This window comes from Shewanella subflava (assembly GCF_025971955.1).
GTDB lineage: Bacteria > Pseudomonadota > Gammaproteobacteria > Enterobacterales > Shewanellaceae > Shewanella > Shewanella subflava.
Map to the genome: position 1 here is coordinate 98,528 of NZ_JAPDMX010000028.1, position 16,371 is coordinate 114,898.

A 16,371-nucleotide genomic window follows, 5' to 3' on the forward strand; every position below is an offset into this window, starting at 1 on the left:
TAAATGATGATACGCCGATTAGCGTGAAAAGATCATTTAATCAATTTTAATAGTGCTTTAAATCGGTCACCTTCAGCCTGATGTTGCAGTTCAAATAACAACGACTCGACATTGGTAAGTTGTGCACCAAGGTTTAGCATCATTTGAATGCCTAAAACCTTGTTATCGATTGAGCGCGAAGACATTGCATCTGCGACGATGTGGACAGAAAAATCATGTTGTAGCAAATCTTTACAGGTTTGATAAACGCAGACATGGGTTTCAATTCCACATAAAATAATCTGTTTACGGCCTTTTTTAGCGAGCAGGGTTTGTACTTGTGCCGATTGCCACCCGCTGAAGTGCTGTTTGGCAATCGGCTGGCAAATAGGGGCCAGTATTTCAGCCAGTTCCGCTGATGTTGTCCCGAGTTTGTCAGGCAATTGCTCCAGCCAAATGATCGGTATATCAAACAGTGAAGTGCCTTTAATCAGGGTCGATATTTGATGATGTAATTGGCTAGAATGCTGCATCACTTGTGCAAGCTTACCTTGAACATCAACGACCATTAGTATGCAATCAGCTGGGTTTATCATCTTCGGACTCGCTTTAGTGTCAGTGGTAAGAGTGAAATAATTACTATGACAGTAGATGTTTTTTAGACAAGTTTCCAATAGGGCCTTAGTCTATAGCGCAACGATTAAAAGGATTTATAACCATGAATAAGAGAATTATCGTTTGTGCCGACGGCACTTGGAATCGCCCTGAGCTTGATGTAGCAAAGGACTATGCCACCAATGTGCTAAAATTGGCCCGTGCTATTCAGCCGATTGCAGATGATGGTAAGCCGCAGCAGGTATTTTATGATTGGGGAATTGGTTCATATCATGACGCCTTGATTGGCGGAGCAACGGGACGCGGATTACATAAAAACATTGTCGATGGATATCGTTACATTGTGCAAAATTATTCACCAGGTGATGAGATCTGGCTGTTCGGTTTTAGCCGCGGGGCTTATACGGTGCGCTGTTTATCTGGTTTGATAAATAATTGCGGCATTATTAAACGTCCCGAAGCAAAATTCATTCAGAAGGCATTTGATCATTACAAAATCCAAGATGATAAATACGCTCCTGATGGCTGTAAATCAATTACCTTTAGAGAGCAATATTCGCACCCCTCAAGAGACGTCGCCTTTATTGGTGTTTGGGACACGGTAGGTGCCATGGGGATCCCATTTTCATTTTTAGGCTTGTTTGAAGACAAAGATGAGTTTTATGACACCAAAATTGGTGGCAATGTCAAAGTGGCACGGCATGCTTTGGCTATTGATGAACACCTCGAAGACTTTGAGCCTACCATATGGTCACCAAAAGATAGCGTGAGTATAGAACAAATGTGGTTTGCCGGTGCTCACTGTAATGTGGGGGGCAGTTACCCTCCAGATGCCGATGGCAGTGCCTTGTCAGATATTTCATTACAGTGGATGATGCAACAAGCGCAGTTAAGTGGGTTAAACATTGAAAATCATTTATTGAATGGTATTGTGCTTAATCCGTTAGCCAAGATAACTAATTCTAGGCGTAAGTTTTATCGATTAAAGCAAAAGTCGTTACGCCCAATCGAAATGGGGGACACGATTAAAGTGCATGATTCAGTGAAACAGCGTTGGCAGCAAGATGATCAATATCGTCCAGAAAATCTCATTGACCTAGCTAAGTTGCAGGGGTGGTGAGGGCGTTTGTTTAGCGCTGCAAATCAGCAGTATGTGTAATATCTAGCAGTGTTTTTGCTTTTCCATCATGTTCATTTTTATGATAAGGATTTTCATTTGCCACAGTGTATTGTTAACCAATTAATCAAAATGGTTATGTTGTTTATGGCCTTTGTGGGCGGTACCGTTTTAGCGGCTGATTATCCGTTAAATGCTAGCCATACAGTAAAACGGATTGTGGCATTGTCGCCCCACGGGGTAGAAATGCTATTTGCAATTGGCGCTGGCGATATGATTGTCGCTACCACAGATCATGCTGATTACCCTGAAGCGGCAAAATCTATCCCACGCATCGGCGGATATTACGGTATTCAAATTGAGCGTATTATTGAGTTAAATCCAGATTTAGTCGTGGTGTGGCAAAGTGGCAATAAACTCGAAGACATTAATCATATTAAGCAATTAGGTTTTAAGGTGTTTAATAGCGATCCTAAGTCATTAGATGATGTAGCGAGTGAATTGGAGCAGTTAGGAGAGCTAACAGGTTTGCAAACACAGGCTTATCAAGTTGCCGCAGACTATCGGACGCAATTAACTGATATTCGTCAACACAATAGCCGTAAACCATCTGTTAAAGTGTTTTATCAACTCTGGTCAACGCCTTTAATGACAGTGGCGAAAGGCAGCTGGATACAGCAAAGTATTGCAGCATGTCATGGCGATAACGTGTTTTATGATGCCGCCAGTGAGTATCCACAAATTAGTATTGAGAATGTATTGCTAACCCAAGCGCAAGTGATATTACAAAGTCAGGATGAGGGTAATATTTTAGGGGTTGATTGGTCGGCATGGCCAGAGTTACCTGCGGTAAAAAATAAGCATATTTATCAACTTAATGCAGACTTACTGCACCGGGCTTCACCCAGAGCATTATTAGGGGTGACAGCGTTATGTGAAGCCTTAGATAGGGCTCGTCAGCCCAGCATTTAGCATACCTTTAATGCTGGTCGAAGATTTGTCAAAGTGGCTTTGCAGATGCGCAGGTGATTTGTTCGCGACTGGATAAGATAGGCTGAGGTTGTATTATTTATATAATTGATATTATTAATTATTTTATCAATTGGTGAACTAGCCTAAGCAAAGAACAGTTCGCCTTGATATATTGAATTGCCTTCATCAAACAAACATAACAACAAGGAATGAAAATGAATATTTTAATCACCTGTTTATTTATCGCGATGCTATTACCCTATCTGGCCAAAATCCCAGTTGCTGTGGCGATGGCAAAATTAGGTGGCTACGACAATGCCCATCCACGAGCCCAACAAGCGAAACTGACTGGATTTGGGGCAAGAGCGTTAGCAGGGCATCAAAATGCGTTCGAGTCATTGCTTATATTTGGCCTTGCGGTATTAACGGTGATGGCGACCGACACGGTTAACGAAACCTGCGGCACGTTAGCCATTATCCATGTTATCGCCCGAGTGGTTTACCACGTTTTATATTTATTAAATTACGGTACTTTACGGTCATTATCTTGGTTTGTGGCAATAGGAGCATCTATTGGTATTTTTGTGCAGGCACTGTAAGGATATAAATTTGTATGTTTTATTCTAAAGCAGCCTCAGGGCTGCTTTTGCAATTTCTAGCCTACCCAAAAGTACTAATTTACTACTTTAGACCTAGACAAACGGGCTAATTTAAGCGGAATTTACCCATTGAAGGATGACGTAACTGGGGTGATGTTGTTAATGTTACCTTTCTATACTTAGGGGAAGGATTACCCATCAATGACAGGAAAGCGTCGCGACGTTTATACATTAAACCTACAATGCCTAGTGGGCAGTTTATTGTTGAGTTTAATGACGGTAATAGGCCTACCTTCTAAAGCGTTAGCTCAAGAGACTGATATTGAAATTAGCGGCTTAGTAATTGATAGAACGTTAACACGTTTTGGTAAAGACTTTGGCTTCTATTACTCTGGCTACTGGCGCGACCTTCCCTTTACCCAAGGCTTCAATGTTACCCTTTACGAAACCGTTTACCCGCAAGCGGGTACCTTATTAACGCTAGAAGTCAATGGTACGCAAATATACCGCACTCATTTTGGGCGACGTGCAATGCCGATTAAAGAGCGGGCAGAGCAAGCGGTATTAATTACCATTGATTACATTGCTCAAATAAAAGCAAATTCACTAACAACGGGTTTTGCAGATTCATCAGACGGATTTTAGGATAAAAAAATGAAAAACAGGATGTTAAAACCATTTTATACACTCTGCATGAGTGCTTTTTTTGTAACTGGAGTGGCGTCGACTGAATTAGTCTATACCCCGGTTAATCCCAGTTTTGGCGGTTCTGCTTTAAATGGATCTTTTTTACTTAATAAAGCCAACGCGCAGAATGATAATCAATCTCCCACAAATGAAAAAGATTTTGTGACACGGTTTAAAGAGTCATTAGAAAGAAACATTATAAATACCATTACACGCGGCGTAGCAGATGGTGAAATCACCGATGGTGTATATGATACGGGTGATTTTCGTATTGAGGTGGTTTCTACGGGCAATGGCGTGATGTTAACTATCACAAACTTGCTTTCGGGTGATGTCACCGTTATTGAAATGCCAACTTATGGGGTGTAATTGAATGAAAAAATTATTCTCCCAATCAATTGCTCTATTTGGTTTATTAGGATTATTGTCTGGTTGCAGTTTGATCCCTAAACCCGAGCTTAATTTAACCGCTGCGCAAGTTAACCCAACAAGTGAAACTATGCTGGCTCTTCAAGCACAATCAGGGCCTAAATATCCTATCCCTGTTGCTGTGTACTCTTTTAGAGATCAAACTGGTCAATATAAACCTCAAGCAAACGTGAGTTCATTTTCAACAGCGGTGACTCAAGGGGCAACATCAATGTTGATCCAAACCCTGTTAGATTCTAAGTGGTTTACCCCAGTCGAGCGTGAGGGCCTGCAAAATCTATTAACAGAGCGTAAAATCAGTAAAAAGCAGGGAGCAAAGGATGATGATGTTCCGAGTTTATCTAATGCTCGTTTATTGTTAGAGGGTGGGATAATTAGCTATGAAACCAATACCAGTACCGGTGGTGCGGGAGTTGAGTATTATGGCATTGGGGCATCAGAAATGTACCGTGAAGATCAGGTTACCATTTATTTACGTGCTGTAGATGTGCACACAGGTAAAGTAATGATGTCGGTATCGACGACTAAGCGTGTGTTATCACAAGAGATGCGCGCTGGATTATTCCGTTTTACCAGTTTGAATCGTTTAGCAGAGGCGGAAGTAGGTTTTACGACCAATGAGCCTGTGCAGTTTTGTGTATTACAAGCGATTGAGTTAGCGGTAGCTGAAATGATTGAAAAGGGGATTAAACAAGGTTATTGGCAAGCTGTTGAAGATAAGCAAGCGAGCATGACAAGTATTGAGACCAGTTGATTGTTAACGGTAATTTTTAACCATGATTAACTGTAAAATATATAACACCTACTTAAACCGTAGGTGTTATGTTGTATTACTGGTTAACTTCTTCCGGCGACGTGTCTTCTTCAGACAAGGCTTCAACCAAGGACTTTTGATTTTCTGATGTGTCAGTTGATTCATTATCTGTATCGATTGCGACGTTATCATTTGGCGTGACACCGTCTAAATATTCAACTCTCTCATAACCGCGCTCATTCAGTTGGTCATTGACACAATCGAGTAAAAAAGAGGGAATTTCATTTTCGGGTAAAGCATCTTCTTGAGCAATTTCTGCACAGGCGGCTTTCAGCGAAATAACATCTTTTAGTTGTGCCTGGGGCTGAGCGTTAACAGCAGCCGAAAATAACACGACAGTGGAGCATAATAAGCTAATAGCAGGGTATTTCATTTTAATATCCTATTTTCGATAGCACTTTATCATTATTATGGTGTGACTTATCAGTACCAGTCGTGCCAAAGCATGTACTTTGGGCAGTTCATGATACTGAATGCTGTTAACCAAATATTAATCTAACTTCAACAAATTAACTATACCTTGCAGCGTAAGAGTTTTATTTTATGGTGAGGTTTATATTTTTGTGCGAATGAAAGCGATCGCCTCTTCAGATAATCCCCGTTTACTTAAGTAACTTTTACTGTTTGCTAGGGTGATCATAAAGCCAGTATCCATTTCACTAATACGGTACACGTCTGTCCATAAGGTGGTTTGATTAACATAAACCGACTCGATTAATATCCCTTGTTCATTTAATGTCAACGAGGCATTGTTGTTAGCCGCTTTGCTCATCATTTGACGCCATAACCACCAAGTGCGTTTAAACTTAATACTCAGTGCCTCTACGACACTTAATCCAATGAAAAAATAACCTAAATAGTAAGTGTTTTTATGGGCAAGCTCATGATTACCAAGATTGGTTGACAGTAGAATACCGAAACCAATAACAGCAAAAATGGCCGTTTTTATAAAGTCTTTCCCTTTAATTTGAGGATCGATAGAAGCATCATAGGTTTCGGCAAAGTAGCTTTTATCAAGGGTAAATTCATGGTTGAACGAGAATGGCTTTGTCATAGGTATGGATAGCTCTTTTAGGGTGAACTTTGGGGGTATACCAATCGTAATAAATTACTGTTTATTCTAGCGGGTGAAAACATGCATTAACGGCGTTAAATTTTTAGAATGTATAACAACTGCTTATCATAAAAACTTACCTTGTTATGCTGTATTTTTCTTCGTTATATCTGATCACTTATTGACAGTGATTGGTATTATATTGGCGCCTATTATCTCACAACTGATTTGAATGGCTACTCACGGATAAATAAAAACGCCGATAATGTGCAGAAATTATCAGCGTTAATCAGATGGTATCAGGTTGCTAGTCGCCCACTGTTTGGTTAAGCAATTCAGTTAATTGTTGGCGCTCATTCTGGTCTAGCCTTTGACCTTGTGCATTTGACAGCAAGAAGACATTATCTGCTCTTTCACCCACAGTGCTGATATTGGCACTGTGAATGGTCAGTTCCTGTTTTCTAAATGCACTGGATATTTGTTCCATAAACTCACTGGTATCTAATGCAGACACGTTAAGTACGGTACGTGTCGACTGGCGAGAATATAAAAACGCAATACTTAGCTGATTTTCGAAACTTTTGTGAGTACGTGGCTGACGAATTTTCGGCAGTTTTGCATCATGGTCAAGCACTCGATAGAGTTTCTGCAGCACCTGATTACGACGAGTCTCGCTAAAAATAGGCATATCATCAAAATCTAAGACCTTAAATGACTCAACCACATAGCCATCTTTGGTTTTCGATATTTGTGCTTGTTTTACCGAGATTTTTAAAGTGGCGAGGGCATTGAATAATTTAACAAACAGCCCTGGTCTGTCTTTACTGTAAACAAACACATCACTACAGCCTTTCACGGTCACATTATCGATTAGTATCAAGGTTTCGAACTGGCTATCGTAGTCAGGTTGTAATTGATGCTTAATTAAGGCTTTACTGTAGCGCGCAATATTATTGGCTTCAGCATGACTAAAAAATGCCAATGGTAAACGCTTCCATAGCGCTTTAACAGTGTCAATATCTGCATCATCTGCCAGCAGGATTTGCAGTGCATCTTGTTTATGATCGCGCACAATTGCTCGTAACTGTTGCACATTTTCAAAGCCATTGTGAAGTGCTTTACGGGTTGAAAAATATAATTCTTTTAACAGTGCGGCTTTCCAGTTGTTCCATAAGTCATCATTGGTCGCTTGAATATCGGCAATGGTTAAGCAATACAGCGCATCAAGACGCGTTTGACTGCCAACGGCTTTGGCAAAGCGATTAACCACATCTGGATCATGAATATCCATGCGTTGGGATGTAATCGACATTAGGAGATGGTTTTCTACTAACCAACAAATTAACCGTTCTTGAGACAGTTTTAGCCCATGAAACTTCGCAAATAAACGTGCATCTACCGCACCTAATTCACTGTGGTCACCGCCACGCCCTTTGGCTAAATCATGGAATAAAGCCGCAAAAAGCAGTGAGGATTTATTCGGCATTTTGTCATAAATATCGGCAGCTAATTGCCTGTCTTTGTCGATAGTGCCGTTTTGAATATCTGTGCCATAGCGATAAATATTTTTAAGCACTTTATGGGTATGTTCATCCACGGTATAGGCGTGAAACAGGTCAAATTGCATCTGACCTACCACTTCACGCCATTGTGGTAAGTATGATGCCAAAATACCATGTTGATGCATAAGGGTGATTGCTAGGCCCATGCCCTCAGGGTGATTAAAAATTTGCTTAAAGGTTTGTCGGCAAACTTGAAAATCCTGCAGATCGCCCATTAAACGTCGTCGCACTTGACGGAGTAACCTTAGCGTTTCAGGACTGATGCCTGTAATTTGGTCATGGTGTGTGGCAATCAGTAAAAACAGCGCCATAATTTGTGTACGGTCAATAAATACATCTTCATCGCGTACATGAATATGTTGGTCAACGATTTCAAATTTATCATTAATTGGGATAACGTGAGAGGGCGTATTAGGTGCTATTTCTCGGGAAAAATAAGCCATTAGCAGTTGGTTTAATTCACGTATCCTTTTCATTGCGCGGAAGATTTGGCGCATCATTTTTTCAATGGCAATATTGCCACCTTCGCCTAATGAACTGCCTTCACCAAACCCCATAAGCTTAGCGACTTCAGCTTGGTATTGAAGTAGTAAGCGGTTTTCAGGACGGGCGGCGGCTTGATGTAACGCAAAGCGCACCCTAAATAGAAAGTTTTGGCACTCCATTAATTCGGCGTATTCGTCGTTGGTAAAAAAGCCGCGACGTCTTAAGGTCAGCATATCTGCCACGCCAAAGTGTTTGCGTGCAACCCAGGTTAAGGTTTGTAAATCACGCATACCACCAGGGCTGGTTTTTAAATTAGGCTCAATACTGTATGCCGTGCCTTGTGCTTTAGCGTGGCGCTGCTGTTGTTCTGCTAACTTAGCTTCAAAGAAGGTATCGCTGCGCCATAACTCATCACTGTACAAGGCTTTTAGCACCTTATTCGCATGATCTTCTTTACCAATAACATGTCTAATTTCTAACAGGCTGGTGGCAATTGTGACATCATCGCGGCAACTTTGATAAGTGTCTTGCAGTGAGCGAACACCGTGGCCTAAGTCTAAATTTAAATCCCATAGCTGGGTTAAAAACGCACTGACTTTTGCTGAGTCTTGCTGATTTAAAGGAGCGTCGTGAATAATACAAATGTCGATATCTGAAAAAGGATGCAAGGTTTGACGGCCATAACCGCCAACGGCATTCAGTGAGATAGAATCGCTATCAAATTGATGGTGTTGCCAAAGTAGGCTGAGCAATTGGTCAAAAAAGTTCGCGCGATTGGTCAGCGTTTCGTTAATCGAGCAATGTAGAATATTGTCTTCTAAAAATTTATCTAGTGATGAAATGGCTTGTTTAAGCTCGCTAATTGTCATCCCAGAGCGCAATTCTGTACTAGCAGGTTGCGAAACCATGTTACTCCTTGTTTGTTTTTTCCACCTACAGGGTAAGGTATTATGTAACCTAACTCAACTTTGATAAATCGATAACTTATGGTTTCCAAGCGTGGACGAATTGACACTTTTGTAGCTAAACGCCTGCAAATACCTAAAAAAATGGTACGTAACTTGATTGCTTCCAAGCAGTTATTTATCGATGGGCATCAGGTATTAACTGCAGATACCCAAATAGATGAATTTAGCCTAGTTGAATGTCAAGGTAATGTATTGCAACAACGACAACGTGCTTATTGGATGCTAAATAAGCCCAAAGGCGTGGTGAGTGCTACGGTTGACGAGCAGCATGTTACGGCTTTAGATTTATTAAAAGGTATTGACCACGATTTACTGCATATAGCGGGTAGGTTAGATCTTAATTCGACCGGATTATTATTAATTACAAATGATGCCAAATGGTCACAAAGGTTAATGGCGCCCGAAAGTAAAGTAATTAAACGCTATTTAGTCACGTTAGCGAACCCGATTGATGACACCTATATAGCGGCTTTTGAGCAAGGGATGTGGTTTGAATATGAAGGCATAACCACCCAACCGGCGAAGTTAACTGTGCTGTCAACTCATCAGGCTTTGGTTGAGTTAAAAGAAGGTAAGTATCACCAAATTAAACGCATGTTTGGTCGTTTTCAAAACCCTGTGATTGCATTACACCGAGAGTCGGTGGGGGCAATTTGTTTAGACGATGATTTAGACCAAGGAAAATTTAGAGCTTTGTCGATATCTGAGATTAATTCAATTTATACCTAAGGTTATTATTTGTAATATAAAAATCAATTTGTTATTCGGGGTGATTTCACCATTGTTAAATTGACGATTACATCAGTAGATACTCATTTAGCGAGATAGATCAATTTTTTAACCTGAGTGAGATGTTAGCTTTGATTAATTGGCCGAACACCGAGAAAAAGTGTGGATACTCAAGTAATCAAAAAAATAAGCGAGTTAGATGTTTTTTGTTTATTGGTTTTTAAAACCATTTATGAAACGGGTTATGCCAATTTGGCCGCTAAAGCTTTGGGGGTTTCAGCACCTAAAGTTAGCCGTTGCTTAACTTCGTTGCGGAATACTTTTGACGATGAGTTATTTTATCGTCGCCAGCAAGGATTAAAACCAACGCCTTTAGCCGAACAGCTTTATCAACCTATTTGTCAGTTCAGCGATACTATTGATCAAATTGAATCGGTCGCACAACAAACCAAACGAAACCCATTAAAACCCGTGCTCAATGTGGCTGTGTCTCCCAGTATCATTACCAGTTTGGCGATGTCGTTGAGCTTACCTGAATTTTTTAATCATTTTGGGCCTTTACGCTTACATCCTTGGCAAAATGACACGGAAGAGAAAATTCATAAAGGTGAAATTGATTTCGGCATTGGCTTTGATGAACAAAACCAACATGGGCTGAATGTGACTCCCATTATTGAGGTCAGTAGCCTTTATGTTGTCGCGAGTAAAGATCATCCTATTTGGCAATGCCCAGCTCCTATCTCGATAGCGGATATTGCTGAATTTGATTATGTGTATTTAAAATGTCACGGCTATAACCATCGTATTGATCCTTTAGAGTTGTATTGCCAAGAAAGTGGCCATTTTTTGACTAATATCGAGTACGTTTCAGGATTAGATGATTGGTATTGGCATCTGATGACCATGGGCAGTGTGTCATTAACAATAATGCCTGAGGGGTTGATAGCCAATGATATTCCTCGGGTATGTTCGCAACCTTTGCCAACGAAAGAGTTAAACAAGTTAAAGAAGGTGATGAATTTTCCTGTGTATTGTTTTTTTGAAGGCGATGAGCAATATCGTCGATATTCTGAAGCCTCCAAGCAAATAATAATTACTCTCATTAATAAGTTGTTTTTAACTGTTTCGTAAATAAAACACTTATACCCTCTCAACAGATAAAAATAAACATGTAACCTCTAACTATTTTAATTGATTGTTTTTAAATTGAATATTTAATCTTATACCTAATTAGTGGTATTGTTTTTATGTTTGAATAACCATTTACTGCTTTATCGATTTCAAAAAGAGAAATCACCAATTAAAGGATCTGCAATCCGCAAATTAGAAATTGTAAATTTCACTTAACGAAACTTTAACCTTTGTTCACATCTTCGATACGTTACCCGCGCAAAAAGTAAGGTTTTCATTATATTTTAAGTATGCAAAAGCATATTTCATTAAATCGGGGGATTTAAAATGAAAACCTATAATAAATCGTTAATCGCCATCGCCTTTATTTCCGCATTCGGCCTAGCTGCATGCGGATCTGACGGTTCAGATGGTGCCCCTGGAGCACCTGGCGCTCCAGGTCAACCTGGTACTCCCGGCACTCCTGGTACTCCTGCAGGTGATGTTGTAACCACTGTGAGTTCAGCAGCTGATTTAGTTGTTTCTGTCATGCCTGAAGATATTGTTGTGGTTGGTGACAGCCCATTTACCCTTAAATTTACTGCAATAGGTAAAAATACAGCGGGTAATGCAAAAGCATTTTCTGGTTTAGAGAAAGTGGCGCTGTATGTCATGAGCCAATCTGAAAATACAACCGACACCGGCGCGCCAATGCTGTGGGTGAACCATACCTTGGCAAATGAATTTGGCAGTAGCATGTATTGTACGCCAACAGGCAAAGCCACTGCCCGAGGCGGCGCAGAGGTTGATGCTTGTACCTTAGTTGAAGATGAAGCCAACCCCGGCACCTATACGGGTACTTGGGCCCACGATGGTAATGCGCCTGTTGTCTTGGCCGCTGGCGATGCCAATGACCTTGTGCGGGTATTTATTCGCGCCTATGACGTGACCATGGCTGATGGTACGGGCATATCAGATAAGATAATGTCAACTCCAGTTGATTTTATTCCTGCGACCGGTGAGTTAGCTATTTCAGCTAAAGATACGGTATCAAATGCGGCGTGTATTAAGTGTCATAGCCCAATGGAAGGTTATGCGGATACTGATATGCGTATTGCGAATATCGGTGCTCACCATAATTACCAAAAAGTAGAAAACTGTGTTGCTTGTCATAACCCTGCTTATGCTGGTGGACAGGACGATCCTGAAAAAGGCTTTAATGCTAACTTTAATGCGATGATCCACACCATTCACGCAGGTCATCATATTGCGGATGATTTAACCGGTGAAGCCAAAGAAATGTTTGGTGAAATTGGTTTTCCAGCCGAGCTTAGCCAATGCACCACTTGTCATGACAATGGTACTGCATGGAATGATAATGTTTATGCCGAAGCTTGTTTGTCATGTCACGTGAATGTTGACTTAGTAACGGGTGAAAACCACCGTGGTATTGTTCCTGGCAGTGATGCAGTGTGTTCAGGTTGTCATGGCGCAGGCGTTTTAAGTCCTATGCAAGCGCATAAAGTGGGCCAGCGAGACCGAGTTGCTGAAGGCTTAACCTTTGACTTTACCTCTGCCGTAGCAACTACCACAGCTGACCCTTTAGTTTCTACCTTAACGATTACCGCTAAAGTGATGTTAAATGGGGTAGCCATTGCCGATGGCACTAACTTAAGTGAGTACATGACCAGTACCAGACGGGGTTTGTTAATTGGTAACTTAGAAGCCGATGGCACCCCACTTAGAGGCTTAGGTATGTCGGTTGTCACTGATGTAAAAAGTGTAACGGGTGGGGTTATGACCCTAGCTAAAGACTTTAGTAGCAGCCGCTTAATGGGACCAATATATGTCACCGCAGAAGTTCAGGTTTGTGCTGAAGCTGACAAAATTGTCAAATGTACAAAAAATGCCGATGGCGATATTGAACAACTTGGTGTGGCGAATAATGCACCCATTCAGTACTTCAATTTATCAGACCCTACGGCAGATGAAGTTATCGCTCGCGTTGATGACCCAGCTCGTATCACGGTGAGTGAAGCCCAATGTAATACCTGTCATGGTAATCTAACTCATGTTAAAGGGACTCACGGAGCTACCGAGTTTACCCAATGTATGGATTGTCACAATAACCGTTATCCTGGCTCATATCACGGTGATGTGGCCTACGATACCGGTGAGGTTGATGCCGATGGTAAACCGATTTTTGCTAATATTGATGGCTTAAGCTTCAGTAACAGAGACCTTGTTACCGTATCGCACAGATTCCATAGCGGTGCGTGGGACGGTGGGGCAATATACTTTGATAAAAATATCAACACCGTGGGTTATCCTGCCTTAGCAACAGATTGTCAGGCATGTCATAAAGCAGGCGCAACGTTGTTTGCTGATGATGGTGGTTTAACTTCAGGTAAACGTTCTATTCAAGTGAGTGCGACTGAGTATATTTCGCCTATTGCTGAATCTTGCCGCTCTTGTCACATTAAAGGTTCTGCTTTAGCTCACTTTGAAAGTAATGGCGCATATGTAGAAGGTAATCCTGCAACAACCGCTAATTTACCTGTTGAATCATGTGCGACTTGTCACGCAGAAGGTAAAACTTATGGTATCGATAAGGTCCATATGGGAGGTGCACATTAATTCACAACAGCACACTAGGTAAGGTTAGTTCGACTTATTAAACAATCTATGAAGTATACAGGTAACAATGACGTGATAATTTTCATTGCCATGCTATCTAAATAGCCACTCAATACTTCAGCCAAACTAAAAGGGAGATGCACATGCATCTCCCTTTATTATTTGCGTCTGTTGAGGTGATTGTAACTCGCGCTACACCCCATCGAATATCGTTAGGCTTGCTGGCGCTGCATTTGCAGTAACCACTTACCGTAGATGAAAATGCCCACAGCAGAAATAATGCCAATCGCAGCAATAATATACCAAGCCATACCAATGTTATTCGCTTCATAAAGCATATGGGTTAATGGCTGTGCTTCAATGCCTGTAAAATCAACTAAGCGCATAAAGGCTTCACCTTGAGGAATGGCATCAACATCGGATTGGCTCATGCCTCGAGTCACTAGCTCATTGCGAGAAATGATTTCTTTTGAGGCATAAATTTGATAAAGCTTAGGCGCAAAATACCCTTCTAATGTCCAACCAATCCCTTGCGGTAACATCACAAAACCAAGGTACATGGCTTTTTTACCTTCAGGGGCAATGTTACCCATAAACTCATTTTTCTTTGGGCTGATCATCATTTCACCAAAAGAAAACATCGCAATGGCTAATACCATCATCCATGCCGCATTAAATGCACCGACTAACATGATGGCCACAATGCTTAAAATACAACCCACTAACATGGCGGTGGTAATGCGGTATTTAGCCGTAAAGGCAGCCACTAAAAAACAGGTTGTCATGATCATACCTGCGTTCAAGTTCAGCATACCCTCAGGCATCACCTTTGTGCCTTCATTATTTAAGCCTAACCAGAATTGTAAGATACCGTTACTGGTACCTTCTGGGCCAAATAAAGAGGTAACAATAATGCTAGTATCCACCCATTCTGCAATATGAATAGGGAGCACATCAAACAATGAGTTATATAAAAACCAGAAACCGGCAAATACCAGCATGTAGTAAATGACAACAGGTTTTTTCAGCTCATGCAGGGCATCTTTCCACAGGGCTTGTTGTTTTATTTCGCCCGATTTTACTTTGCGCGCACGTTCAACTCGTTCATCTTTACCAGGCTCTTTGTAGGCTAATAGAAATAAAAAGTTTAATGAAATAATCGCCGCACAAGCATAAAACACATTATCCCAAGATAACTGACGCATATGCACTGCAACTAATGGCCCTAAAAATCCGCCAATGTTGACCACTTGGTAAAAAATTCCCCAAGCCATAGACGTGTTTTCACGTTTTGTGGAGAGAACTAATGTCCCCTGAATACCGGGTTTAAATACCCCTGTACCGGCAGCCAACAACATGGCCCCGCCTAAAAAACCCCAAAAATTAGGGAATAAAGCCATGGTGAGATAACCCATGATTTTAATAATGGTTGATACAAATATCGTTTCTTTATAGCCAACGCGATCAGATATGCCCCCGGTTAAAACGGGAATAAAAGTTTGTAGTAAGGCCCAGGCCGCGAGGATAATACCGTAATCGTGTAGATTAATCCCTAATCCGCCTTCAGACTGCGGTGATTTAGCATATAAGCCCGCACTCGCTTTTACGCCATAATAGGCAATACGTTCTACCAGCTCCATGCCGCCCACTAGCCAGAAAATATAGCCAAGGCTGGTGATGGAGGCCCACATACCAAGTTGTTTTACTTCACTTAGGTCATTGCCTGAGTGTGAATTAGCACTCATAAGTTACCCTTTTGTTATGATTGTTTAGCGAAATTGGCAGACACTTTACCTAACTTTGGCGTTAAAAACCAAGGCCAATGTGGTTATGGTGATTTAGCGGGCTATATCTTTGCTTACTCATTTACTTGCTAAGCTAAAGTCGATCGCTATTTGTGGTTTTTACTGCCGCATGAAAGTGATTTGCAGGTAAAAGATGCTTACCAGTAACCTGTATATTGGGCGATAGAAGAGAGTGGCTTTGACTAATGAATCTGTGTGAATGATTGTAGAACGTTTGCTTGTATTGCGATCTTGAAAGCAATCTATGCCAGTGGTGTCGACTGACATAGATTTAAGATAACAAGGTTATTGACCACAACACTTTTTGTATTTCTTTTCACTGCCGCAGGTGCAAGGGGCATTGCGATTTATTTTTGCTTCAGCAACAACCGCTTTAGGTTTGTTTAAGATGCGCTCAAGCTGAACGATGTTTTCTTCAATGTCACTATTTATGGTAATAATGGCAAATAATCCTTGTTCATCGACAATGGCTTGCACCGCTTGTTTGCGCTCATCCGATTGAACTGTTAATTGCAACGGGCTGGCTTCAGTGCCAATTTTGGTTTGGCGTTTGGTGTTATAGCCACTTTCGCCATAGGCCGGTTTTGGGGTTCTGCGACCTTTAAAAAAGAATTTATCTGACATAGCGGAATACCATTTAATTGGATGATGATTTTGGCTGAAGCTTTTACAGTAATTAGCGTTATTTGACCAGTATTATTGACGAATTATGCTGATTGATGGTGAAAGTGTTTTGGCAACCTAATAGAAAAGATAGCGATTTAAAATGCCTTGTTTAACGGCATAATATTGAGGCTAATAAAAAAAT

Annotated in this window: 15 protein-coding genes; 9 read left to right on the forward strand and 6 right to left on the reverse strand. The window is 41.1% G+C overall.

Translation table 11 applies throughout. The features are described from left to right. Positions 1-32 precede the first annotated feature (32 nt). Entirely contained in the window at positions 33-575 is a 543-nt protein-coding gene (locus OHT75_RS12130; protein WP_264726964.1) for a hydrolase, read from the reverse strand. A 122-nt stretch (positions 576-697) separates the two neighbouring features. Here OHT75_RS12130 and OHT75_RS12135 point away from each other — a divergent pair, with 122 nt between their 5' ends. The 6 genes from OHT75_RS12135 to OHT75_RS12160 all read left to right on the forward strand — a co-directional run bounded on the left by OHT75_RS12135 (position 698) and on the right by OHT75_RS12160 (position 5,152). Continuing rightward, positions 698-1,714: a DUF2235 domain-containing protein gene (locus OHT75_RS12135; RefSeq protein ID WP_264726965.1), complete on the forward strand. Its 1,017-nt coding sequence runs from the start codon at positions 698-700 to the stop codon at positions 1,712-1,714. A gap of 144 nt (positions 1,715-1,858) precedes the next feature. Next, positions 1,859-2,683 carry a cobalamin-binding protein gene (locus OHT75_RS12140; RefSeq protein ID WP_406682028.1) on the forward strand — a complete coding sequence of 275 codons (825 nt, stop codon included), beginning with the start codon at positions 1,859-1,861 and terminating at the stop codon, positions 2,681-2,683. A gap of 215 nt (positions 2,684-2,898) precedes the next feature. Next, positions 2,899-3,282: an MAPEG family protein gene (locus tag OHT75_RS12145; RefSeq protein WP_264726967.1), complete on the forward strand. Its 384-nt coding sequence runs from the start codon at positions 2,899-2,901 to the stop codon at positions 3,280-3,282. A gap of 273 nt (positions 3,283-3,555) precedes the next feature. Further along, positions 3,556-3,927 (forward strand): curli production assembly/transport protein CsgE, encoded by a 372-nt coding sequence (locus OHT75_RS12150; RefSeq protein WP_264727745.1) that lies wholly within the window; start codon positions 3,556-3,558, stop codon positions 3,925-3,927. Positions 3,928-3,936: 9 nt separating this feature from the next. Continuing rightward, a complete protein-coding gene (locus OHT75_RS12155) occupies positions 3,937-4,338 on the forward strand; it encodes a curli assembly protein CsgF (RefSeq protein WP_406682019.1) in 402 nt (133 codons plus the stop codon). 4 nt (positions 4,339-4,342) lie between these two features. Continuing rightward, positions 4,343-5,152: a CsgG/HfaB family protein gene (locus OHT75_RS12160; RefSeq protein WP_264726968.1), complete on the forward strand. Its 810-nt coding sequence runs from the start codon at positions 4,343-4,345 to the stop codon at positions 5,150-5,152. A gap of 76 nt (positions 5,153-5,228) precedes the next feature. On the opposite strand, the gene OHT75_RS12165 is transcribed toward OHT75_RS12160, so the two are convergent. The 3 genes from OHT75_RS12165 to glnD all read right to left on the reverse strand — a co-directional run bounded on the left by OHT75_RS12165 (position 5,229) and on the right by glnD (position 9,222). Beyond that, positions 5,229-5,585, reverse strand: coding sequence for a hypothetical protein (locus tag OHT75_RS12165; RefSeq protein WP_264726969.1), 357 nt, complete (start codon positions 5,583-5,585; stop codon positions 5,229-5,231). Positions 5,586-5,765: 180 nt separating this feature from the next. Next, complete coding sequence (locus OHT75_RS12170) at positions 5,766-6,266, reverse strand: YcxB family protein (protein ID WP_264726970.1); 501 nt, start codon at positions 6,264-6,266, stop codon at positions 5,766-5,768. A gap of 307 nt (positions 6,267-6,573) precedes the next feature. After that, entirely contained in the window at positions 6,574-9,222 is a 2,649-nt protein-coding gene (gene glnD / locus OHT75_RS12175; protein ID WP_264726972.1) for a [protein-PII] uridylyltransferase, read from the reverse strand. Between the two features lie 78 nt (positions 9,223-9,300). Here glnD and OHT75_RS12180 point away from each other — a divergent pair, with 78 nt between their 5' ends. From OHT75_RS12180 to OHT75_RS12190, 3 genes are all read left to right on the forward strand, one after another. Then, a complete protein-coding gene (locus OHT75_RS12180) occupies positions 9,301-10,011 on the forward strand; it encodes a 16S rRNA pseudouridine(516) synthase (RefSeq protein WP_264726974.1) in 711 nt (236 codons plus the stop codon). Between the two features lie 162 nt (positions 10,012-10,173). Then, positions 10,174-11,142, forward strand: a complete 969-nt coding sequence (locus OHT75_RS12185) for a LysR family transcriptional regulator (RefSeq protein WP_264726976.1) — start codon at positions 10,174-10,176, stop codon at positions 11,140-11,142. Between the two features lie 327 nt (positions 11,143-11,469). Further along, entirely contained in the window at positions 11,470-13,758 is a 2,289-nt protein-coding gene (locus OHT75_RS12190; RefSeq protein ID WP_264726978.1) for an OmcA/MtrC family decaheme c-type cytochrome, read from the forward strand. A 212-nt stretch (positions 13,759-13,970) separates the two neighbouring features. On the opposite strand, the gene OHT75_RS12195 is transcribed toward OHT75_RS12190, so the two are convergent. Both OHT75_RS12195 and OHT75_RS12200 read right to left on the reverse strand, forming a co-directional pair. Further along, positions 13,971-15,503 (reverse strand): MFS transporter, encoded by a 1,533-nt coding sequence (locus OHT75_RS12195; RefSeq protein ID WP_264726980.1) that lies wholly within the window; start codon positions 15,501-15,503, stop codon positions 13,971-13,973. Positions 15,504-15,848: 345 nt separating this feature from the next. Beyond that, positions 15,849-16,187 (reverse strand): PBPRA1643 family SWIM/SEC-C metal-binding motif protein, encoded by a 339-nt coding sequence (locus tag OHT75_RS12200; RefSeq protein ID WP_264726982.1) that lies wholly within the window; start codon positions 16,185-16,187, stop codon positions 15,849-15,851. Positions 16,188-16,371: the final 184 nt, after the last annotated feature.

Coding starts and splice junctions, on each gene's coding strand:
- OHT75_RS12195 (WP_264726980.1), bottom strand. CDS start 15,503: ATGAGTGCTAATTCACACTCAGGCAATGACCTAAGTGAAGTAAAACAA.
- glnD (WP_264726972.1), bottom strand. CDS start 9,222: ATGGTTTCGCAACCTGCTAGTACAGAATTGCGCTCTGGGATGACAATT.
- OHT75_RS12190 (WP_264726978.1), top strand. CDS start 11,470: ATGAAAACCTATAATAAATCGTTAATCGCCATCGCCTTTATTTCCGCA.
- OHT75_RS12150 (WP_264727745.1), top strand. CDS start 3,556: ATGACGGTAATAGGCCTACCTTCTAAAGCGTTAGCTCAAGAGACTGAT.
- OHT75_RS12155 (WP_406682019.1), top strand. CDS start 3,937: ATGAAAAACAGGATGTTAAAACCATTTTATACACTCTGCATGAGTGCT.
- OHT75_RS12160 (WP_264726968.1), top strand. CDS start 4,343: ATGAAAAAATTATTCTCCCAATCAATTGCTCTATTTGGTTTATTAGGA.
- OHT75_RS12165 (WP_264726969.1), bottom strand. CDS start 5,585: ATGAAATACCCTGCTATTAGCTTATTATGCTCCACTGTCGTGTTATTT.
- OHT75_RS12130 (WP_264726964.1), bottom strand. CDS start 575: ATGATAAACCCAGCTGATTGCATACTAATGGTCGTTGATGTTCAAGGT.
- OHT75_RS12170 (WP_264726970.1), bottom strand. CDS start 6,266: ATGACAAAGCCATTCTCGTTCAACCATGAATTTACCCTTGATAAAAGC.
- OHT75_RS12145 (WP_264726967.1), top strand. CDS start 2,899: ATGAATATTTTAATCACCTGTTTATTTATCGCGATGCTATTACCCTAT.
- OHT75_RS12200 (WP_264726982.1), bottom strand. CDS start 16,187: ATGTCAGATAAATTCTTTTTTAAAGGTCGCAGAACCCCAAAACCGGCC.
- OHT75_RS12180 (WP_264726974.1), top strand. CDS start 9,301: ATGGTTTCCAAGCGTGGACGAATTGACACTTTTGTAGCTAAACGCCTG.
- OHT75_RS12135 (WP_264726965.1), top strand. CDS start 698: ATGAATAAGAGAATTATCGTTTGTGCCGACGGCACTTGGAATCGCCCT.
- OHT75_RS12140 (WP_406682028.1), top strand. CDS start 1,859: ATGGCCTTTGTGGGCGGTACCGTTTTAGCGGCTGATTATCCGTTAAAT.